The organism is uncultured Ruthenibacterium sp. (genome assembly GCF_963558415.1).
Classification (GTDB): Bacteria; Bacillota; Clostridia; order Oscillospirales; family Ruminococcaceae; genus Ruthenibacterium.
In genome coordinates, this window is sequence record NZ_CAUWGY010000010.1 from 23,270 (window position 1) to 45,543 (window position 22,274).

At 51.7% G+C, this 22,274-nt stretch carries 12 protein-coding genes; all 12 read left to right on the top strand.

From position 1 onward, the window contains the following. Positions 1–355 precede the first annotated feature (355 nt). The 12 genes from AB5H98_RS03120 (at position 356) to AB5H98_RS03175 (ending at position 22,229) form a co-directional block, all read left to right on the top strand. On the top strand, positions 356–1,534 hold the full coding sequence (locus AB5H98_RS03120) for a LuxR C-terminal-related transcriptional regulator (RefSeq protein WP_367924458.1): 1,179 nt from the start codon (positions 356–358) through the stop codon (positions 1,532–1,534). Positions 1,535–1,757: 223 nt separating this feature from the next. Continuing rightward, positions 1,758–3,242, top strand: coding sequence for a LuxR C-terminal-related transcriptional regulator (locus AB5H98_RS03125; RefSeq protein ID WP_367924459.1), 1,485 nt, complete (start codon positions 1,758–1,760; stop codon positions 3,240–3,242). A gap of 83 nt (positions 3,243–3,325) precedes the next feature. Beyond that, the gene (locus tag AB5H98_RS03130; RefSeq protein WP_367924460.1) at positions 3,326–4,162 is read left to right on the top strand and encodes a hypothetical protein; all 837 of its coding nucleotides are present in this window, start codon (positions 3,326–3,328) and stop codon (positions 4,160–4,162) included. Continuing rightward, positions 4,134–5,957, top strand: coding sequence for an ATP-binding protein (locus tag AB5H98_RS03135; RefSeq protein WP_367924461.1), 1,824 nt, complete (start codon positions 4,134–4,136; stop codon positions 5,955–5,957). Before AB5H98_RS03130 ends, AB5H98_RS03135 begins: the two co-directional genes overlap by 29 nt. Further along, positions 5,957–13,291: a chitobiase/beta-hexosaminidase C-terminal domain-containing protein gene (locus tag AB5H98_RS03140; protein WP_367924462.1), complete on the top strand. Its 7,335-nt coding sequence runs from the start codon at positions 5,957–5,959 to the stop codon at positions 13,289–13,291. Before AB5H98_RS03135 ends, AB5H98_RS03140 begins: the two co-directional genes overlap by 1 nt. A gap of 51 nt (positions 13,292–13,342) precedes the next feature. Further along, positions 13,343–15,151 (top strand): hypothetical protein, encoded by a 1,809-nt coding sequence (locus AB5H98_RS03145; RefSeq protein WP_367924463.1) that lies wholly within the window; start codon positions 13,343–13,345, stop codon positions 15,149–15,151. 24 nt (positions 15,152–15,175) lie between these two features. Next, positions 15,176–16,069, top strand: coding sequence for a hypothetical protein (locus AB5H98_RS03150; RefSeq protein ID WP_367924464.1), 894 nt, complete (start codon positions 15,176–15,178; stop codon positions 16,067–16,069). A gap of 22 nt (positions 16,070–16,091) precedes the next feature. Then, complete coding sequence (locus AB5H98_RS03155; protein ID WP_367924465.1) at positions 16,092–18,758, top strand: hypothetical protein; 2,667 nt, start codon at positions 16,092–16,094, stop codon at positions 18,756–18,758. 22 nt (positions 18,759–18,780) lie between these two features. Continuing rightward, positions 18,781–20,535 (top strand): MORN repeat-containing protein, encoded by a 1,755-nt coding sequence (locus tag AB5H98_RS03160; protein ID WP_367924466.1) that lies wholly within the window; start codon positions 18,781–18,783, stop codon positions 20,533–20,535. 5 nt (positions 20,536–20,540) lie between these two features. Beyond that, positions 20,541–21,119, top strand: a complete 579-nt coding sequence (locus tag AB5H98_RS03165) for a DUF4255 domain-containing protein (protein ID WP_367924467.1) — start codon at positions 20,541–20,543, stop codon at positions 21,117–21,119. Beyond that, positions 21,079–21,849 (top strand): hypothetical protein, encoded by a 771-nt coding sequence (locus AB5H98_RS03170; RefSeq protein ID WP_367924468.1) that lies wholly within the window; start codon positions 21,079–21,081, stop codon positions 21,847–21,849. The genes AB5H98_RS03165 and AB5H98_RS03170 overlap by 41 nt, the downstream gene beginning before the upstream one ends. Further along, positions 21,834–22,229: a DUF4280 domain-containing protein gene (locus AB5H98_RS03175; RefSeq protein WP_367924469.1), complete on the top strand. Its 396-nt coding sequence runs from the start codon at positions 21,834–21,836 to the stop codon at positions 22,227–22,229. The genes AB5H98_RS03170 and AB5H98_RS03175 overlap by 16 nt, the downstream gene beginning before the upstream one ends. Positions 22,230–22,274 lie beyond the last annotated feature (45 nt).

Consider the following 22,274-nt stretch of genomic DNA (forward strand, 5'->3'; position numbering starts at 1 on the left):
GGCTTATCCGGTCGTTTGTTTTCAAAAAAGATTTAAAAATTTGATTTTTAGGTGAGAGTTTTTTTCGTTTTTTGTACCTGAGAAGTAAAGGGGCTTCCTTTATTTCGAAAGGAGAAGTCGAAAAATGCGCGATACAGCAATGCGAGTACATCTGGTGAAGAAGCGCTTTTATCAGATTCAATGCAGACGGCGGAAAGAAAAAATCTACGTATTTCTGCGGCTGCTGGGGGTCGCATTGTTTTGGCTTCGTTTACGACAAAAAAATATAAAAAGTTTTTTAAACAGGGATAAAACCTCAGAAAATGATTCAAAAGTGTGCGGAGATACGAATACATGATTTTATAGGAGGAAAAGCATGGACTATATCACAGTAAAGCAGGCTGCCGAACAATGGAATGTGTCTGAACGGCTGGTGCAAAAATACTGTGCACAAGGACGTGTGGAAGGGGCCAGAAAATTTGGAGTATCCTGGGAGATTCCAGCGGGTGCTCAAAAACCCGTGGATCCCAGAAAGGAAAAACTGGAACAAAATATTTGCTATGAAGATTTGATGCCCTTAATGAACACGCCTTTTGTACCGGGGCATTGTATGGAGACAATTGAAAAAATGGAAGCTGGTCCGCGCAAGCAAATTGCACTGGCGGAATACCATTACTTTAGCGGTCAGGCGGAACAGGCTGCACAGGAGTCGGAGTTGTATTTGACCAGCCAAGACATGGCGTTGAGGTTGTCGGCTTGCCTGATTTATGGATATGCCAATTTGTCCATCGGTCAGATTCATCGGGCCAGATACGCACTTTCACAAGTGCAGCATACGCTGGCCTGTGCAGATGCGCATACTGCACCCCAACTGCGTGCGGTACAGGCGTTTTTTGCGACGGCTGCAGCAGTTCTTTTGCATCTTCCTTTGCCAGAGGGCCTTCCGCCCACAAAGGATTTTTTACCGTTGCTTGCACCTGGATTGCGGGCTTTTGCGTTGTACGTGCAGGCCCATTATATCTATTTGCAAGGTGAATATGCCAAGAGCCTTGGGATTGTGGAGGCCACATTGGCAATGCAGCCGATGGTCTTTCCCATTCCTACGATTTATCTTCATTTGGTAGCAGTTATGGATTATATGAGCCTTCGGCAGTCGGATAAGGCCCAGGAACATCTTCTGGCCGCATGGGAAATGGCAAGACCGGATGATTTGATCGAAGGATTTGGCGAGCACCATGGCTTGCTTGGAGGTATGCTGGAAGCCGTCTTGAAAAAGGACTGGCCCGAAGATTTTAAGCGTGTTATCGCTATTACTTATCGTTTTTCCGCAGGATGGAGAAAAATTCATAATCCAATCACAGGCCATGACGTGGCGGACAATCTGACAACGACCGAGTTTGCGGCAGCAATGTTAGCAGCTCGGGGCTGGACCAACCAGGAGATTGGAGAGCATATGAATATTTCACCCCATACGGTTAAGCGTCATATTTCTATGGCATTGCAAAAATTGAATATTCGACATCGCCAGGATCTAAAAAAATATATGCTGCAGTGAAGCCGTAAGGCTGTTTCATATTGCCCGTTTTTTACACGAAAACGGGCAATGCCAAAGAGGATTGGCTTATGCTATATTGAAACAGTGTAAAGAACTCGTATAAAAGAGAGGTACGGTATAGGAAAATACGGCATGGCGATGGAAAAATGTTCCGATTTTATCAGAAATAAAATGGAAGTCGTAGACAAAGATTTGAGAATGCAGATGAGTGAGGTGTTTTGGGATGGCAGACAGTCAATTCGAATGGGGACCGGTCGAAGAACAAATCGAGCGGGAAGACTGGAATGCTGCGGCGGCACTGCTGGAACAGATTGATGTGCAACGTCTTCCTGTACAGGAAAAAATTTATGCATCTGCTGCGATGGAAAAATTGCCTGAAGAAGTGCGTCGCCGCCCACTTTTGTGTGTGAGAAGAATTGAGTTGGCTGTGGACCGTGGAGATATGGATGAGGCCAAACGAGGTTTTGTGGTGCTCAGCAGCCTTCGGGAACGCAGTCGAGAAAATACACCGGAACGACAACGTATCGAAAGTTTGTTAGGGGCCGTTTCCTTGATGAAAAAAGGTACGGACAATGCCCAAATCCTTTTAACACTCTCCGTGTTGTACAATGAAATGGTTACGCCTCAGGTGACATTTAGTGCTACCGGTGGGCGTCCGAGTGTATTGAACGGGGCAAAGGATTTGTCCCAGTGGGGACGTAACTGGAAAGCGGTGCGCAGCATTGTGCGTCCGATGTTGGGGGCCTTGTTGGAGAAAGAAGGCCTTGGTGCTTCCGAAGCTGCATGCGCAGAACTTTTATACTTAAAAAATGATTTAAACAATGCGGCACTTCAATTGGCGGCAGCTAAAAGTGCGCCGGATCCTGAGATTTGCTTTGCAGGGTTGTGTTTGACTGTGCGGCTTCATCTGCTGGATCCGGCCTCAAAGCAACCGGAAGAATTGGTGGAGCGTATGCTGCGCACACTGGAGGAGAAAAAGGCAACTTGGCTGATTCCCAATGCACATGCTTTTCAAACCAGACTTTTTATGCGTCGGGGGCGCTTAGAAGAGGTAGAGCAGTGGTTGACGCGTTATGACAGCGCTGAGTTTGACCGCTGCTGTCCGGAGAACGCATATGTGCTGCAAACAAAAGCACAGGCGTATCTTGCTTTGGGCAGATACCGTGAAGCGGCTATGCTGACAGAAGATTTGTTGTTGATGATCCAAAAGGATTGCCGAACCATTGATCGAGTGGAGTATCTTTTGGACGGAGCACTGGCTTGCGAGCGCATGGGAGATGGAAGCACCGCTCTGGATAAAGTATATCAAGCGTTGGATTTGGCCCAACCTTACGGCTATGTGCGCCTGTTTGCGGATCGGGGAGCCCCTATGCTGGCTCTTGTAAATCGTTGCATCCGAGAGAGGACATCGAGCGAAGAACAGATGGCCTTTTGGCGCAAAGCATCTGAGGCGGCAAAACAGTTGTCACTGTTGTGTCCGGCTTTGTATGCGCCCGTAGAAAAGACAGTCAATATTCCGCAGCTTACACAAACAGAAGTGGAAGTACTTCATCTTTTAGCGGCCGGAAAAACCAATCGCGATATTTGTGAGGCATTGGGAATCAAGTTGCCGACGGCGAAATTTCACATTCATAATTTGTGCGAAAAACTGGGGGCAGGCAATCGGACAGGCGCTCTCAGCGAGGCAAAAAAACGAGGGATTTTGTAAAAAAATATTCAAAACCTATACTTTTGGACAGTTATCCAATCAAGATGACTTCGATAAAATGGAAGCAAGCGGGAGGGATACTCGTGCAGATGCATAAGGAAAAACAAATGCATGCGTCCACTCGTGAGGCGGTAGCTCGTCTAACCGCGGCTCAACACCTTGTGACTACTCGATTCGAAGAGCATCATAAAATCGAAGGGTACGAGCAGAACCGTTACGTACCGGATTTTTATGGTTGCGATCGATTGTGGAAGTTGGATACACTGTATGGCCGCATCCAGATGGGATACCATCCGGGACGCGGCCAAAGTTTTTTATTTGCGAACATCAAAACTTCTATTTTTGATAACGCGGCTTCAGCATATCAGAGAAGTATGAACGAGGCCCAGCAAATGCGCACGTTAAAAAGCGGAACACAAAATCTGGCTTACAGTGCACGTCGTCAAAGAAATAGTGCGGTGCTTGTGTACAAAGCAGAAAATAAGCCGTGGTCGGAACAATCGCTGGCGCCTTATTTGCGTCGGATCAATTTGGAGACCTTGCGCAAGACCATGCCTTTCTTGGATCGCAGTGAGCAACAGGAGCTGTTGCAAAGTCGTTTGGAGCGAAAGAAACTGGAACAGCAAGTTCGTCAGAGCCTTTTGGAGAAGCGGGCGGCAGAAACAGCACAGCTTCGTATGCAGCAGAAGGAACTTTCCCACAGACAAGATGCTTTGACGGCGTTGTTAATGCGAAAACAAACACAGAGTCAATTGTTTTTTCGCAAAATCAATCTAGCCTTTGATCTACAAAAAGCCAAGATGTTTGAATATTACCGCCGTGAACGCAATCGTCGTTTGCAGTATGCGATGACGACACAGGAGTTGTCTGGAACAGAGGAGAAGGCATCGGATGGAAAGAACAGCCGCCGTGACAACTGAACAGTATATGCAAGCAGTATGCGCCGCCGGCCGAGCTGTGCTGGAAGGGGATGCTGCGGAGCAGTTGCGCGTCCTCAACCAAATGGAAGAGGGCGCGCAATGTTTTATGCCGGTGGCTCACTTGGCAAGCGCGTATCATTTATCCTGGCCGGAGACACTTCTTTTGTATGTGTGTACGGCGCGCCTTGCAGATGGTGTGCCGCTACCCGACAAAGCGGAGACTTGGGCTTTGTTGACAAAATTTGGTTTTACGCCATGGCAAGGCGTGGCAAATTTGTTTCTACCCGGGGCACAAGGTGGATGTTTGCATCCATTTGCTGTAGATTTCTTACTGCAGCGTGCGCCGGGATTGCCCCAAGGCGCACAACTTATAACCGGTAGTGAACGGCCACTGTACCACTCCCAACAGACGTTGTCTCGCATGGAGGCGTTTTTAAAAGGGTTGGCTCGTACGGACGGAGAACTGGAGTCCGCAGCCATTGTTTTGTGCGGTGCACAGGGTACAGGACGTCGGTTCTTGCTGGAACAAATGGCGGCACGGCAAGGTTTTTCGCTTCTCTTGTTGGAAACTCCGGATATTTTAACACAAGAGGATATGGAAGTACTGAGCCGCATTTACAATGCACTTCCCTGCGCTGTGAATGCACAAAGCGCGTGGGAACTTTTGTCACAAGTTCCTTTGGCGCTGTATACTGCGCCTGAACAGGGGCTGGATGGTCCGGCTCCTGCCGGGACGGTTTTGTTTTGCGAAGTACAGCCCATGACGGTTGCGGACAGTGTGCGGGCCGTTCGAGAAGCGTGTGGCGAAGAAACGGCCGCCGTTTGGGCGCAAGCTGCATCTGTTTTGCGTCCTACCATAGGCCGTTTGATGGCTGCCTTGAGAAGGGCACGCGCATTGGAATTGTGTGGAGAGGGAGGACCATCTGCCTTTTTACACGCACTGCGGGCGGAGAACAGTGCGGCACTTCGAATGGGTGCTCAGAAACTAAGCACAGGATATACGTTTGATGATTTGGTAGTCAGCAACGAATGTGAACGTCAATTAAAGGACATTTGTGCGGTTGCCCGGGCCAGAGCCACTGTATACGGAACTTGGGGATTCGGCAAAAAGGGATCAACCGGACAAGGCGTTACAGCTTTGTTTTATGGGGCATCCGGCACAGGTAAAACGATGGCAGCCAGTGTGTTGGCAAACGAATTGGGAATGGAACTGTACCGAGTGGATTTATCTCAACTGATCAGCAAATACATTGGAGAAACACAAAAAAATATCGGACGTGTGTTTGATGCTGCCCGCCGCAGCGATTGCGTGTTGTTTTTCGACGAGGCGGACGCTTTGTTTGCGAGGCGGTCGGATGCGACCGATGCACAAGACCGATATTCCAATGCAGAGATTGCTTATCTTTTGCAGCGCACCGAGCAGTGCGATGGCGTTGTTTTGTTGGCAACTAACCTTTTGCAAAATTTTGATGAAGCTTTTCGCCGCCGAATCGGATTTATGGTGCATTTTACTTTGCCGGACGAAAATTTGCGTCTGGGGATGTGGAAAAAGGCTTTTCCAGCCGACGCACCGGTGCAACAGTTGGATTGGGAACTTTTGGCCAGTCAACTGGAATTGTCAGGCGCAGGAATCCGCAACTGTGCAGTATATGCGGCTTGCCTTGCCGCGGCAGCAAAAAGAACCATTACCATGGGCCGTGTGATTCAAGCGGCCCGCAGAGAATATGAGAAAGAGGGAAAATCTTTCCCGTCCCGTTTGGACGCGATGTTTCCTTTGGAAAGGAGAGCCGATTGATGAAACACTGTAAGCGCGTTATCAGCTTGGTGTTGGTTTGGATATTGCTTTTGGGCCTCGCACCCACCGGTCTCCTGGAGGCGTTGCCCGCGGTGAATGCCTTTGCGGCTGACACCATGATTATCCAGAACGTTAACGACTGGAACACCTTTACCCGCGACGGTAAGGACTATGCCGGAGGAACCGTAACTCTTGCTGCGGACATCGAGCTGAGTGGGGATATCTTCATCAAGGATAATTTCCGAGGCACATTCAATGGAAACGGGCACACCATCGAAATTGCGGGAAATTCCCAACTGGTCAGTCCCACAGATACCAATGGCGAATCGATTGTCAACGTAGGTTTGTTCGGCACGCTGGACGGTGCCACGGTAGAAAATCTGAACATCCGGCTGAACGGAACGCTGGACGGCTCGAAAGTGCGCTATCTGGTACTGGCGGAAGGGGACAATACCTACCGTTATGCCATGTACTTCGGTGTGGTGGCAGGCGCCGCAAAAAACGGCACTACCATCCGGCGCGTGGCACTAACCAACGGCTCTACCGGTGGTTTGAACAGCACTCCGTCCGGAACTTTCCGGGTGGCACTGAACCATTTCCTGACCAATGACGCAAACATCGGCGGCCTGGTCGGTACCATGAACAACTCCACGATTGAGGAGTGCTTTACCGGCATCGATATTCTTACCTACCGCTGGACGCCTGACCGCAAGCAGGCTGTTCTGCGCTCCGGTGCTTTGGTAGGCTTTGCGTCCAACTCTACCATCCGCAACTGCTACAACTCAAATGCCAGCGTGACCGGTTACCACTCTAACCCGGAACAGAGCGATCACACCGCCTCTCAGGCGGGCGGCATTGTAGCCTCCTTGGCCAACGGAAGCACCGTTTCAAACTGCGTGGTGGAGGTTGCCAGCATGGCAACCGAGGACATCACTGATTCCGCCCTGACCACCGGCAGTACGGTAGATGGATACATTCCCATCAACGGAAACTATTCCGGTCGCGCAGGTTATATCTATGCTTTGAAGGATGACAACTGCAACATCAGCCAGTGCTATGCCTACAACGGTGCACGTATTGGCCGGACCGGCTATACCGTGATGGACAACGTGGTCACCGGTGCCAATGCCGAAAGCAGTGCCAAGCAGACCTTGCTGGCAAATCAGACCATTTGGGTGGAAAGCTCCAGCGCCAAGCTGGGCCTGGCTTGGATGTTCCAGACCCCTAACGTCGTGCTGACCCCCACAGAGGACGGTTCCGATGTGACGATTACCGTGTCTCAGATGGACCCGGTCACGCCCCGGCCTGCGGCCACCAACTGGTCATACACTGTACAGGGCGCATTGATGGGGCGCAAGGCCACGCCCGCGGCTCCCCAGATTCAGGCACAAGTGCCCAGCCAGGTGAGCAGCGTGAAAATTTTGGAAAGCCGCACTGGCAATTTGTCCGGCGAGCCCACCAGCTATGATCATTACAGTGGTGGAGTATATCAGTTATACGCACAGGTGACGGGCACTAACCTGGAGCAGGACATGGCTGTGACCTGGTCTTTGGAAGGAGTCACCGACGAACAGGCCACAGTCGATCAGAATGGCCTTTTGACGGTGAAGCAGTCCTACTTCGGTACCTTTACGGTGAAGGCTGAGGCGGGAGGAAAATCCGCCAGTTGTCAGATCGCTGTCCAACCTGCCCAGTTGAGCATATCGCCTGCCGAAGCAGATGTGGCCAAGGGTGGTACCGTGGATTTCGGCGCGGTGATGACGGGCTATTTTTCACAGGGTAGCAGTCCATATAAAGTTCTGTGGGCTCTTTGCGGTGACCATGCGGAGGAAACGTCCATCGACGAAAACGGCACTCTGAGCGTAGCCGCCGACGAGACGGCTGACACCCTTACGATAACAGCGACTTTTGAGTCGGTCGATGCCACCGAGGAAGAGAAAAAACTGCTTCCTGTGGCCACGGCCACCGTCACGGTAAAGGACGCTCTGCAACCAGTGGAAAAAACCGTGACACCCAGTGCTACCGGGCAGGATCTGGGCACGGTGACACTGGAGCTGGGGCAGAAGTTGAAGTTGAACTTGGCCAATATAACCGTTACACCGCCTGAGGGATACACCGAGGAGAACGGTCAGAAGCAAACCATTGGCTATACTCTGACTCCTGCCGACACAGGCGTATTGACCAAGAACGCAGATGAGAGCTACACCGCCGTCAAAGAGGGTACGGTCACGATTACCGGCGAGCTGAAACGGCTTTTTGAAAAAGAGGACGCTTCTGCCGGGGAAGGCGAAGAAGGCACCGAAAAAGCCAAACAGCAGACCACAGTGGTTTGGAAGTCCACGCTGAAAGTAACCGTCAACCCCATTACAGCAGTGGAAAACCGCACCGCGTCCATGGCGGCGGTGAAAGGGTCCAAGAATACGCCGGAGTTAAAAAACAGCACGGCGCAGGACTATACGCTAACCTTTGAGACCAGCGACGGTGACGTGCGCTGGTACCAGCTTACCACCACCAACACTCCGCCCGCTTCGAGCGGCTGGGTGAGTATTCCGGAAGATGGTTTGGTTTACGAGCTTACAAAAGAGCAAAAAAATGCGTTGAACGGAAACGGTCTGTACTTGTGGATGTACTGCGAGGGGGACAAGGAGACCACCGAGGACAGTCCCACCGTAGGCTATCTTTTGAAAGCGGGCGCGGACGGCGTGGCCCAGTGTACCGAACTGGATTCTGCCCCGACAAAGGCTGAGCTGAGTTATAAGCCTCAATTCAGCGTCAGTGGCACTTGGAAGGTGGAAAACGGGCAGGTCGAGGGAAGTCCCTTCTCTGCGCTGGAGCTGCTAAGGGGTTCCGAAAGTGAGTACACCACTCTGGCTGCATGTGAGGTACGGGTGACCGTGCGCCAGATAAGCGGGACTTATTCCAACAGGAACACTACCTTTGTCTCGGAGACAATTCAGTCAGTGGCCGTGGGTGACACAGCGTTGAAGCCCACCATCCAGCCCAACGCCCAAGGACAACTGCCCAATAATAAATTTACCATCACCGTTCCGGACCAGCCCAACGTGGAAGTTTATTACCAAATTTACCCCAACCGGAGCGCGGAGCAGATTTCCTCGGCAGAGTATCCCGACAAGGAAGACGGTATTTTATATGATCCGACTCAGCAGAAGGAAATCGCATATCCAACGGGTGCTTATGAACAGGTCACTGTGATCGCCATTACATATCCCAAAAGCGGTTCTGCCATGAAGGCCAGTGAGCCGGAGATTGTCACCTACACACCTGCGAATCTAAATGCGCCCGAGGCACCGCAACTTGTGATTGGTGAAAACGAGGCCGATTTTGTAGGCGGCAATCTGTACGATAACGGGCAGATTTTTAAATTCCGGTACGCGTCAAACAGTTCCGGCGGCGAGGCATATCGGGTGTATTACACAGTCAATGGTCATGTGCCGGACCCGGATACTGCCACTTTGTACGACCCGGAAAATCCGCCCACTATGGATTTTGGCATGGATAACAAACTCGAAATCAATGCCATTGTATATGACCCCAACTACGGAATTTCTTCCAGCGTGGCTACCTTCACGGTCCAGATGCGCTCCAGCGCCGAACAGCCGGTGGCCAATGTGGAATCCGGTTCCACCGTGCGGCCGTCTCAGCCCCTGATACTTGAGCTGAATGAGCGTTTTGTAGAGCGCATGACCAGTGTGACCAGCTTTTTGTCTGCCCAATACGCGGAATATTCAAAGCAGTCCGAAGTGTTCAGCCAGTATGCGGATTACCAGCGGGCGTCGAACTCCGACGAACCCATTGAGGGAGTACGCTATCTGATTGTGGATTCCGGTTCCAGCTTCAGCACATCCGAACTGCCCACGATTCGGTATCTGAAAAACGATTCCGAGAGTGCGCTGGAAAATGCATCTACCTACCAGTATGCTGTGTGTCAGATTTGGAGTGAAGTAACGCAAACGCAGAACGAGGAGACCGGCCAGATTGAGGAAGAAATCGTCCACTACATCCGCTTCCGAAATCCGGGCGAGATTTTGCTGGATGGCGTGTCCGCAGATAAGATCACCATTCGCGCCAAGCTGTATCCTCCCGCCGGCGTGACCAGCTATCTGGCCAGCGAAGAGGCTACCTATACTTACACAGTACGTGGCAGTGTAGCTGCACCTCAGGCGGTGCCTTCCACCGATATGCAAGGAGGTACCACCGTGGATATTGGTGACCGCATTGCTCTTTCCGGTGATGTCAATACCGAGATTTTCTACACGGTGGATGGCAGTCGCCCGGTTGTGACCTGGCAGGAGGATGCGGATGGAGGGCACTGGGTGCCGGACAATGAGAGTACGCTTTTGTACGACTCGACACAAGGCATCCGCGTGCCGAATGAGGATGCACCGCTGTTTGTTTTGAATGTCATCGCCGTGTCTGCCGACGACAGTCTGGAGCCCAGTGAGCTGACACAGTTTGTATACACGGTGAATCCGCTGCCTCAGGCAGCAGCGCCTACGGCCAGTCCGACGACCGATCCATCGAATCCGACTCGTCTGGCCAACGGGGAGCGAATTATGCTCACCACATCCACACTGAATACAGATATCTACTATACCACCGATGGCAGCGTGCCCGATTATGCAGAGCGGGACGCTTGGGATGCAGAGTATGCAGCGGCGGCTGAAAAGGGGCAGGATCCCGACGGCACCCGTTGGTATGAGGACGAAGAAGGCAATCAATACAGAGAGCCGGCCACTCGCATTTACGATGTGCAGCAGGGAATTTCCATGTCTGCCACCGAGGCGCAGCCCATCTTTTCTGTGACCGCCATTGCTCTGGACAAAGACCGTCAAACGCCGGCCACCTCTATTTCAAATGCCGTCAGCTTTGTTTATCGGCTGGCCCAGACCGATGCGCCTGTCGCAAGTCCCCAAACCAGCGCCGATGCGGTGTCCATCGTTGAGCCAAATACTCGGATCACGCTTACTTCCGGCACAGTGGGAGCAAAAATCTATTACACCAAGGACACAACACTGCCGGATGTTTCTGACACTGCACAAGTGGAGAAAGAGTATGCTCAATGGCTTGAGGGATGGAACGGCGCCTCCGATAAGGAGCGGGGTACCGATGCCAAGGGAATACGTTGGTACAAAGATAAAAATGGAGCCACGCATACAGAACCTTCTACCATTCCTTATGACGCGGCCGAAGGCATCTCTATGCCGGAGACAGTTACCACTTTCTTTACCCTGCGTGTGGTGGCCGTAGTGGCCGATGGGTCTCGGGCAGCCAGTGAATTTGTGACATTTAGTTATCAGTTGCCCGCTCCGGTGCAAGCAGTGTACGCCAGCCCGGTGGATGGTACAGCCGTGGAATATGGCACATCCATCACTCTGAACTGTGGTACGGAAGGAGCGCAGATTTTCTACAAGGTTTACACGAGTGAACCTGGTGAGGATGATGCGCCCGTAATTAATCAGGATCTTAGTTACACAGAACCAATCGTCGTTACCAAGGAAGTTTGGATACAGGCGGTGGCTGTACGGCAGGGCGTCAAGAGTGTGGTATCTACTTATCATTATACGGTGGCTCCCACGGCACAGTCGCCAGTTATCTCACTGCCCAGCGGCAGTGTGGTGTCCAAGGGAACCCGAGTGAACTTATCCGGAGAAGGAATCATCGTGTTTACGACGGATGGTACCGACCCGAAGGCCGTTGATTCTGAAAAACAGTACGGTACAATCGTCAATTTGGATGCAGACTATGGTTCCACCATCACGGTACGCGCATACATTCAACGGGACGGATATACCCCCAGCGATACGGTATCTTTCAGCTATACAGTCTGCCCCGAAGAAGATTATCTGAATATTTCGGTGGACAGCGGGTCTGTGCTGGCAAACGATACCAGTATCACACTGAGCACAGGAATCACCAATGGTCAAATTTTCTACACCTTGGACGGTTCAACGCCCCAGGTGAAAAATGTGTATACCTCTTCGGCAAGTAAAAACTACACCACCTACGAGTGGGCCGCTGCAAATGATGCCACCAAGACTGGCAGCAGTTTCACTCTTTCGGGAGACCCCGATACGGCTATTACAGTGCGTGCCATCGCGGTAGTCAATGGAGGAGAAGGAGGCCAAGTGGCCACCTTCACCTACAAATTCCAGCCACAAGCAGCATCTCCCACAGCCAACATACCTACAGGCGCAGTGGTGTTTGACGGAGCTACCGTGACTTTGACGGCCAAAGAAGGAACCATCTACTACACCACCGATGGTACAACGCCGACCACGTCGTCTCACATTTATTCGGAACCCATTGACGTGTCCGGCTCGTCCAGCACTGTTTTGAAGGCCATTGCCGTAGTGGAGAATAAGGCCCCCAGCGATGTGGCGGTGTTCCGTTATACACGTGCAGGGCAGGCAGCGATACCGGTGTTTAGCATCCCGTCCGGGGAAATTGAGACAGGCACAACGGTATCCATTACAAGCTCTACCGAAGACGCTGTAATCTATTATTCCACAGACGGTACCGAGCCTACCGCGGACAATTTGAAGGAGCTGACCATGTATGTGGCGCCTTTGTCCATCACCCGCGCCGTAACCATTAAGGCCATTGCCGTCAGTGATAAGCTGGATCCCAGCAGTGTGCAGTCCGCGACCTACACAGTGAAAAAGCCCGCACCGCAGGAGCCGGAAGAAGAAACGTCTAGTTCGCCGCAAACCACGGTAACGGATCGGCTGACCAGTCGGCGCACTTACAATAGCACCCAGGAAGGACCGTCCTATTCGGATGTAGTGTTGCGTGAGAGCGCCTACAACACGGTGCTTTCGGCACAGGAAGGCGTGGTGTCGGACGATGCCCTGTTGACTGTAAAACAAATTCAGCCGGAAAAGAGCGATGAAAACGCTGTGAAAAGCAGTTTGGGACAAGAGATTGCCCGACTGTATGAGGCGCAGTTGACGGTAAACGGCGACAGTGTGACCCCTGCGGGCGAGGTAGAACTCGGCTTTGCGATTCCGCCGGAATATCAAAACGGTGTGGTGTCGGTCAGCCGGATCAACGACGATGGCACGCTGACACAGTTTACTGCGCGGCGTTCGGGCGGCATCGCTTATATTAAGACCGACGCACTTGGGCGTTTCGCTCTCAGTGTACCTACGTCCGGCGAGAGTGTCTCGTCCGTGCGAACGATCGCGTTGTGGGGTGCCGGCGCGGCAGCTCTGGCGCTGGCGATCATTCTGTTCTTATTGATTCGCCGCAGGAAAAAGACGACGACGGATGAACAAGAAATTCAAAGTCTTGAAGAATTCCAGGAATTCCAATGACCGGGAATGACCCGGCCATCCATCACTTTTTAAAAGAAAGTAGGCAGACCGATGCTGAACCGTAAATACTTTCCTTTCCAGCGAAACAATTATTACTACGGCAAGCTGCTCACCGCGCGGGATTTTGAGGAGGAGCAGCGCTACTACAACGATAAGCGCCGTCTGGCAAACCGCTTGACCGGTGCAAACGGAATTGTGGCGGGCCTGGGGGTGATCCGGGCCGACGATCTCTCCTTGGTAATTCAGGCAGGCTGTGCTTACGATGCCTCAGGCCGGGAGATCGTTGTCCCGGCCACTCAGGTAGTCAAATTGTCCACCATCGAAGGTTTTGCTCAGTTGGCTTCCAGTTGCGCGCTGCTGGGAATTCGGTACGACGAACAGCCGGCGGAAGAGATGTACGCGGTCATGGACCCCAGCGGCGAAACCCGTTATAACCGGGTGCGGGAACAGTATCGTCTGACCTTGTTGGATGAAGAACTGGCCGCGTCCATTCCGTCCCCCATGGATGGTTTTGTAAGCTGTACGGCTATTTATTCCGACCCGGATGTAGAACTGGTCCAGCGCACCCCGATGTATGTAGCTCGCGGCAGTCTTGTCCGCGTAGCCACTACCATTCGCCGTACAGGAGCAGGTACCGGTGAATATGCATTTACCTACCGGTTGGATGCGCCGGGCTTTGCAGGTCCGGACGGAGCAGGAGCAGACATTGCTTGTGAAAATTTGCGGCTTTCTCAAGGACAGGAACACACCGTTTATACAGTGCTGCGTCCTGAGGAATATCTGTGGGGCGGCGGAAATACCGCGTTGACGCTTTCGCAATTTGCCATTCGGCGCGGCGATGAGACGTTTGATTTGAACCAGATGTTGGAGATTCCGTTGAAACCGGTGGACTGCGATATCGAGAGTCGATATCTGTCGGATTATTATGAAAAATCCATGGATACAGAGCTTGAAGAAAGTTATGATGAACGGCTTTGGCTGGCGCGTGTCCGTCTAATTCGTCAGGGGACATCGGTGATTATTGACCGCGTGGAACCGGTCCCCTGGGGACAATACTGTTACAATGCCCAGCAATTGATGATGCTTCGTCGTTTGGAAGAGTATTATCCGTGCGAGAGCGCGGTACAGCCAAGCGAGGCCGTTGTAAATGTGCCCACTCAACGTACAGGAGTAACGGCCGATCGTCCCGAACCTTCCAGAACCACTTCTTGTGGAGTATTCGATTTCCCCATTGGTATGGGAGGATCCGCACGTCAGGTTCTGTTTTCCGATGAGATCATGCACGGATTGGGACCCGGCCCTGTGTGCGTGCAGGTGGGTGTGGAATACATCGCGGCTGACGGTGACGGCGGAACATCGGGAGAGCTTCTCTTCGGAGATACCTCCATTTTTGCGTCGGACCGAGAGCACAGTGCCGCCGAGCGAGTGTATCAAATGACCACAGCCGTAAAGGTCCTTCCTGAGCGAGGAACGTTTGTGGTGGGGCTGCGGCTTTTGGAGGAAACCGGACTTATTAGCCTTCGCGTTCGGTGGTTTGCTTTCCGCGCAGGTGAAATTGATAAGCAATTCCAGCAACATCGGGCCGGCGAACCCATGCTTTTGGTAAATCCGGATACCATTGTGCTACAACCAAAAAGTACGGCACACATTTCACCGGTATTTATCAATATGCCTAGCGAAGCGTGTACATTTTCCATCAAGGACCCGGAGGGTGGCAGCATTGATAACAATGGTACCTATACCGCTCCTGCTCGAGAAGGCGTATACGAGATTCGGGTAGAGGCCGTCAGCGATCCTACGGTGTATACGTATGCTTTTGCAATTGTGAGTCAGAAAAAGAAAGAATCCTCGCAGGATTAATCGGCGAGAAAGGGGGTAGGGCACGTGATTGCGGTCCTGAACATGGACTTGGAGCCAGTGCGTTTGGTACTGACGAACGAAGTGAACCGCATTGTAGTGTGTGAGGACCAGCGGCGTGCTTGCGGTACATTGTATACGGTGGTGGCCGTCACTGCCCCCGACGTTCGACGCATTGTGGCGGGGCTCATAGCAGGTGGGGCTTTTGAAAACAACGGAGATTTTTTGGGCAGTGCCACCCAGGGCGAGGCGTTGCACCTTGTGTTCCGCTACCGATCGGAAAGTTTGATGACCAGCCGAGAGGGCATTTATGGTGTGGATTTTGTGCATCGCCGGACCATGGCGGAAAATTTCCTAGCGGCCTGTGCCGAGACACAACTCCCACCCGATGTAGCTGTGCTGGTGTTGAACGGAAGATGCGTCAATCTAAGCGAAACAGGTCAGGTTTATTTCAACTATTTTCTGGACTTTGCCGACTATCGTCCGGGCCGAACGGAAGGGTATTTTTGTCAAACAGCGGCGAGTTTGGTATTTGATGTGTTGGGCCGTCCTTATGCAGTAAGTACTGGCGGTCAGATTCCCCAATATCCGCGGGAGTTGGTTGCATTTTTCAAAAAGGTGCAGTTGGGCGGCTTTTCGACCATCGGGGCCATTCTCGCTGCGGTGCGTGCTTTGCCGGATCATCCGGAGCAGCCTCACAGAGGATTGCGTCTGGTGTGGGATCGAATTCTTGGCATCGTTGCATCGGTTCGGCAGCACTCTATGGCTATTTTTCTTGCAGTATTGGTATGTATTACTCTTGGGTATGCCGCGTGGCAGATCTCTATGCGAATATCTGCTCAAAGTGCCGCCCGGGAGAATGTAAGTTACGGTGGTGTGCAGACCATCGGCGAAGTATCCTTGGCGGACGAGAATGAATAAAACCGGAAGAAGGGAACAAAGGGTGAAGAAAGCAAGCAAGGCCATTTTGACCACAGCGCTGGTGTTAGCTGTATGTCTGACTGTGCTGCAAAACGTGGTGCTGGCATTTCACAGTTTCACCAACATCGCCGCCATACAGTATGTGGACGGCGGAGTGCTGGTTGCCCAATATCAGGACGGCGGCCTTGCGGTGGAGCACGTTGGGTCAGGTGGAACGGTGATCGGAAGCTTTAGCGTTCCACAAAAAAGTGGCGGATATCTGGTCACGCTGAGCGATATGGCTGCGGACAGTACGGGCAATGTTTATCTGCTGCTGGATTTGAGTGATCCACTGACCGGCGAGCGTATGAGCCAGGAACTGGCTGTCTATCGACCGGACCGGCTGCTGTTTAAAAAAGTTTCCTCACATGTGCTGTCGGCGGGAGAAGAAGGTGTGCGCTGGCGTTGGCTGACCGTGACCAGTTCTGTCAGTGTATTGGGAACCACTCCCGATGGAATGCAATTGGTGCGTGATGTGTACGAACCTGAAGGGCTGGTACAGGATGCAATCACTCCCAAGAGCAGCCGTACTTATCCTTTGGATCAAAATGAGGGAATTTGGCGGGCCTGGGCTATGGGCAGCAGTGCCGCCTACATTTCCGGCTCGGGAAAATTGTTTGTGGCGAACGAAGAACAGGCTCCGGAAGAAATTTATCCCGCTCGTGTGCTGGACCGGGTGATGTATCCGATTTTTGCCTCGCCCATTGATACCGAGTCCATGTATTTGGGAGAACAGGAAAGCGGAGATCTTTTGTCCATCAATCTCTCCACGCGTGAGACCACTGTGCTGAAAAGCGGAACCGAGCCATTTTCTGGTACAGGCAGCTATGCGCCGGTCGACTTGGTGCAGGCATCTATGGGCAACGAACAAAATTTTGCAGGCGTTGTCAAAAACGAGAGCGAGAACCGTTATGAGCTCATTTTGTCTGTGGACGGGCAGGTGGAAGTTATTTCATCGGCGCGCCCGGGTCTTGCAAAACTTTTGGGTAGCACAGTGCTATGGCTGGTACTTTGGACCACTGCTTTTGTGGTGATACTAACATTGGTTTGCAGCGTGCTGCGTGCATTGGGTGGAAGAAGAACGCTGATGGCGAAACTCATGAGTGCAGCAATTCCGCTTTTGACCTTGTCGGTGGTTTTGTTTGGAGCAGTCTCCTACCGTACATATGCCACTTCCATTCGGCAGAGCTTTGAAAAGCAGGTAGTAGATGAGGGCAATATGCTGATGGCTCTGTTTGGCACCGAAAGTTTTGAAGGAATTGAATATCCTTACGATTATACCGGTGATGATTATGGGTATCTGTTAAATCAGATGAATACCCGTTCTGTCTATACGCGCATTGCTTACTACGAACGGGGACAGCTATACACCGGAGTGGATCGGGATGCGCCGTGTTTTTATCCATTCAGTGTCAATATGAATGTTGAAGCGGACGAATTGTATTTGAAGGCCGCATACACAGGTACCGCTCAGACCGGTGTTCTGCGGGACAAAAATGGCGAGCGGCTGGTATGTGTCACTCCGGTGGGCGGAGTGTCCGGCAGTACGGTGTATTTGCTGGAGACCGGCATTCTTATGGACAATGTACGTGTGTATACCCGTGGGTATCTATGGAGTTTCTGCTTAGTGGGTGCGGTGTTCCTAGCCGTGGTCAGCGGTGTGTTGGCGCTGGCATTTCGGCGGGTACTGCGGCCGCTCAATCAGATTCAACAGGGGCTCGAATTGTTTGCCCAGGGGGATCGCACGGTGCGGCTGGACGATGCCGATTCGGAGGAATTTTCCGGTATTGTGCGTGTGTTTAACAAAATGGCAGGAGACATTGATGTTCAAATTTACAACCTGCGTCAAACAAGTGCTACATATTTTCGGTTTATTCCTCAGAAAGTGTTTCAGCTTTTGGGAAAAGAAAATCTGGGCGACTTAGATCTGGCCAGTGGACAATATGCGTCCTATCACATTCTAAGTGTAGATTTGCGATTGCTATCCAGGTTGACACAAGACCAGGTGAAAGAACGCACAGATCGCTTTTTTGCCATTGTGGACAATCTTTGTGAAGAGCATGGTGCCATATTGCTTACGGACAGCGTTAATTTGCGCCGACTTCAGGTTATTTGTCCTGCCGGCGGCGACAGCGCCGTGGACATTGCACTGTCGGCACTGTCTCGTTTGGATGAAGCGAATGCAGCTACTTCAGTACAAAGTCGGATGGAAGCTTTCTTTTTGGTACATAAGACCGATGTGTACTATGGCATTTGCGGCGATGAACGGAGGTTAGTTCCCACGATGATCAGCACAGAAATGGATGAACTGGCTGCACAGACCGATGAACTGCGGCGTTTTTCCAGCAGATTGGTAGTTACACGGGCCGCCTTAGATGGAGTAGACGAAGAAAACTACTTCCATCGGTTTATTGGATGTCCGGAAGGCGCCGATGAAACTCGTTTTGGTTTGTATGATTTTTACGACAGTTGTACTCCGGAACAGATCCGCCTGATCAATGAGACTCGGGCGACCTTTGACAAGGCCATGGAATTGTATCGTGCAGGCCGATGGTACGACGCAAAAAACATGTTCGCTGTAGTTTTGCGGGAAAACCAATATGACAACGTATCCCGCACATATATTTTCCGCTGTGAAAAGCGGCTTTGAGACTTAAAAAGGGGGTGAAGCTTTGTTCAAACTGCTGGCGAGCGTGCTCAAGCGCATTGTGACTGCGGTCACCAATCCTTTTCGGATGCTGATTGTGCGAATCCAGCGGCTTTTCAACGTCAATATTCTGACGGCGAAGCTGATCCCTGGTCTTACCAAAAAAGTCAAGTCCCTGATCACACTCCGGCCTCAGTCACCCAAGGATTACTTCAGCATCGGCCGGTATTGGGTATACAAAAAGCTGTTCCTCACTTTGATACTGATGTTGTGTGCAGGTGTATTCTTGTACTTTTCGCTGTTTGCGGAAAAAGTGTCGGTACAACCAGTCCAGTCAGAAACGGTGACCACCACGGTTACGTTTGATTTTGACGATTTGGATCTGGCCGAATACACCGGCGTGGCAAATATACGCGCAGCAGACGGAACAGTAGTGTACGTAGGCGATGTTGTCGCAGGCGTTTGTACTGGAAACGGAACTCTGTGGGATCGAAAGGGACGTCTTGTATACGAAGGCGGTTTTGAAAACAATCAGTACAATGGTCAGGGCGTACGGTATTGGCCTTCAGGAAACCGACAGTATGAAGGCGAATTTTCGGAAAACAAATACAACGGCGAAGGCGTTCTTTATGCAGAAGATGGGCAAACAGTGCTGTATGAAGGTTCGTTTAAAAACGGACTGAGAGATGGTACGGGCAAAGCGTACAGCGAAACAGGTGTTCTTCTGTACGAAGGCTCTTTTGCCAGCGATCAGTACCATGGAGAAGGTACCGAATATTACGACACGGGCGTGGTGGCTTACACTGGACAATTTTTCCAAGGAGAGCCTCAAGGACAGGGAACCTTGTACAGTGCCCAGGGCCGGGCGTTGTACACCGGTCCCGTTTACAATGGCAAAATCAATTACAGTGCATTGGTAGGGGCAACATTAGCGGACTTGGAAGCAGCTTTTACGGAAACGCCACGCATTTATTACACCGATACCGAGAGCGTGTTTTTATACGAAGAGGCCGATGTAGTGGTGACCATGGACTGCCGGGTCAAAGTAGATGTGTGGGAAAATGAAGCTGCAAAGGACGATGAAACGCAGACATTTTACTACATGCCCAGCGCAGCGCGTACTACCACTGGCGGGATTCGGCTGCTGGGCACACAAGCAAGCGGTTCAATACGTCCGCTGGCTTGGGTGGTTTCCGATGATTCATCTTCATCACAGGCATCTTCGAATGCATCTTCTGCGCCAGATGCGTCTTCTTCTGGAAGCCAAAGCGAATCTTCTTCCTCGTCAACAGCTTCCTCACAGCAGAGTTCGTCGTCCAGCCAGTCAACTCAGGTGGAGCCGGAACCCCCGGAGTTCATTCAGAAAAATCTGACGCTCTATTTTGAAATCGACTCAAATGTGTGGCAAGCTGAGGCGGATTTGGATAAAACCAAAGTGTTTGTGCAAAAAGTCACAGTTTGCGGCGATTACGTATCGTTGGAAAGTTTGTCCGAAGATGTATATGAGGAGGACCGAGCGCCTGGTATTGAGGACTGTGTGGCGATTCAGCAAATGCGGACCAATGAGCCGACCGCTTTTTCGAACGTTACATTCCAAATGGATGAGCAAAACAAATTGTTTGTGGAAGTGAGTGGTATGAACTATGCCAATCAGATTCAACGGCAGATTTTAGAAAAAGACGGGCTGGTGTATGAATATTGCTATCCCTATCAGACCGGTACGGTGCTGGATGACGGTACAAGCGTACCAGTGATGTACTACTCCATCCGAAAGGGGTAATGTAAATGGCTGATTTTTCCATTGTGGCAGATGTAAGCGCCGAATTGTTGAAATTGCTTCGCGCTCAAATGTGTCCTGCGCCCGTCAGTGCGCCTGAGTCCATCCGGTTGGCGGCTCCTACCGACAAAAACGGGGATTTTCAATTGGGGCTTTATTTGTACGATTTGCGGGAACTGGGCGAGTATCGGGCCGGTGCGATGCAGCGCGGAGCGGACAACATTCGTCGCCGTCCCCCAAGGCCTCTGACGCTGCACTATCTTTTGTTTTTGAATAGCAAGGCTCAGATTGCAACGGGTGCCGAGACCGAACAGCGTATTTTAGGCCGAGCGATTCAGGTGCTGTCCGACTATCCTGCTCTGGACGTAAATCGGGCGCATCCTTATTCACCAGAGCTGGAAGAGCAGGCCGCCATTTCGTTTTTGACTTTAAGTTTTGAGGAAAAAACCAAGATTTGGACGGCGTTGTCGGTTCCGTATCAATTGGGCGTTTATTTTTCCGTGTCCCCGCTGATGCTTTCCTCTCGCAGGCAAGAGACCTTTGCCCGTGTGCGTGAGGTTGAAGTGCGGGGTAGCACACCCCGATGAGCAGACGCTGAAAAGGTGTTTGCCGAAAGAAGGTGATGTGATTTTGATTGTAATTTCCGTGCGGTTTGCACTGCTTTTGAAAGATGATTTCAGTGCATCGATCGTTGCGGATGGCGGGCAGCGTTTTTTTGTGAACGGCCGCCCGTTCCGTCCTGTACGAAAGTCCGAAGGTTTTTTCGTGTTCACCGCACCACCAGGTGCTGCGCACGAGGACCATTGGGATGTGAGAATCGAGAGTGCGCGGTACTTTCCCCGCACAGTACACATTGAGGCCTCGGCCCTTGCGCCGGGCTTGCCTTTGCGAACCGTTCAGATGTATCGGAAACCCCATAGCGGCTTTTCAGATTGCCAATGGATGGAGACTTTCGCCCCACCCGGGTTGTTGGCGGTAGCGATTCTACCACAGGATCCGCCACTGGAACTGAAAGAATTTTGCGGTGATACAATGCGCCTGCGGGGCTATACAGCAAAAAATTTGCTGGGCCGGCGCGTGTGTATCGGCAAGGGCAAACGTGCTGAATTGTTTACCTTTACCTCACGTCTTCCGGATGGAAGCTATGGTGTAGACCATGCTCCGGTTCATTCGCATAAAGAAGGTGAATCTGTATATCTGGTGGCTTGTGCACCTGGAAATGAAGCAGGACGGTGCAGTATCCCTATACATGCGGATGAGAACCCTTTGCAGATTCGATATTACGATGAGGAGGCGATGCGATGGCAGGAAATTTAGTGTGCGCTGGTGCACAGCTAATGTGTAGTTTTGGTATGGCGCCCAGCGCACTGGTGGTGACCCCTCAGAACAAAGTTTTGTGTGGCGGGCCACCGGCGGCCAATATCATGGACATGAAACCTATGGTCAACATCGTTCCTTTTGGCATGTGTTCTTCGCTGGCAAATCCAACAGTGGCCTCGGCCACAACTGCCGCACTGGGGGTGCTCACCCCCATGCCTTGTGTACCGGTGATTCCAGCACCTTGGACTCCAGGCAGTGCAACGGTGCTGCTGGGAAATATGCCGGCGCTGAACAGCACTTGTAAACTTATGTGTGCTTACGGAGGAGTGATTCAAATCACGTCCCCCGGGCAGATAAAAACAACGGTAGGCAACTGACACCCCGCGCAATGCAAAAAACAAATCGAAAAGGAGGAGCGGTCC

Bases quoted from the DNA above. Each gene is read 5' to 3' on its own strand.
- AB5H98_RS03120 (WP_367924458.1), top strand. From the start codon at position 356: ATGGACTATATCACAGTAAAGCAGGCTGCCGAACAATGGAATGTGTCT.
- AB5H98_RS03125 (WP_367924459.1), top strand. From the start codon at position 1,758: ATGGCAGACAGTCAATTCGAATGGGGACCGGTCGAAGAACAAATCGAG.
- AB5H98_RS03135 (WP_367924461.1), top strand. From the start codon at position 4,134: ATGGAAAGAACAGCCGCCGTGACAACTGAACAGTATATGCAAGCAGTA.
- AB5H98_RS03140 (WP_367924462.1), top strand. From the start codon at position 5,957: ATGAAACACTGTAAGCGCGTTATCAGCTTGGTGTTGGTTTGGATATTG.
- AB5H98_RS03145 (WP_367924463.1), top strand. From the start codon at position 13,343: ATGCTGAACCGTAAATACTTTCCTTTCCAGCGAAACAATTATTACTAC.
- AB5H98_RS03165 (WP_367924467.1), top strand. From the start codon at position 20,541: ATGGCTGATTTTTCCATTGTGGCAGATGTAAGCGCCGAATTGTTGAAA.
- AB5H98_RS03175 (WP_367924469.1), top strand. From the start codon at position 21,834: ATGGCAGGAAATTTAGTGTGCGCTGGTGCACAGCTAATGTGTAGTTTT.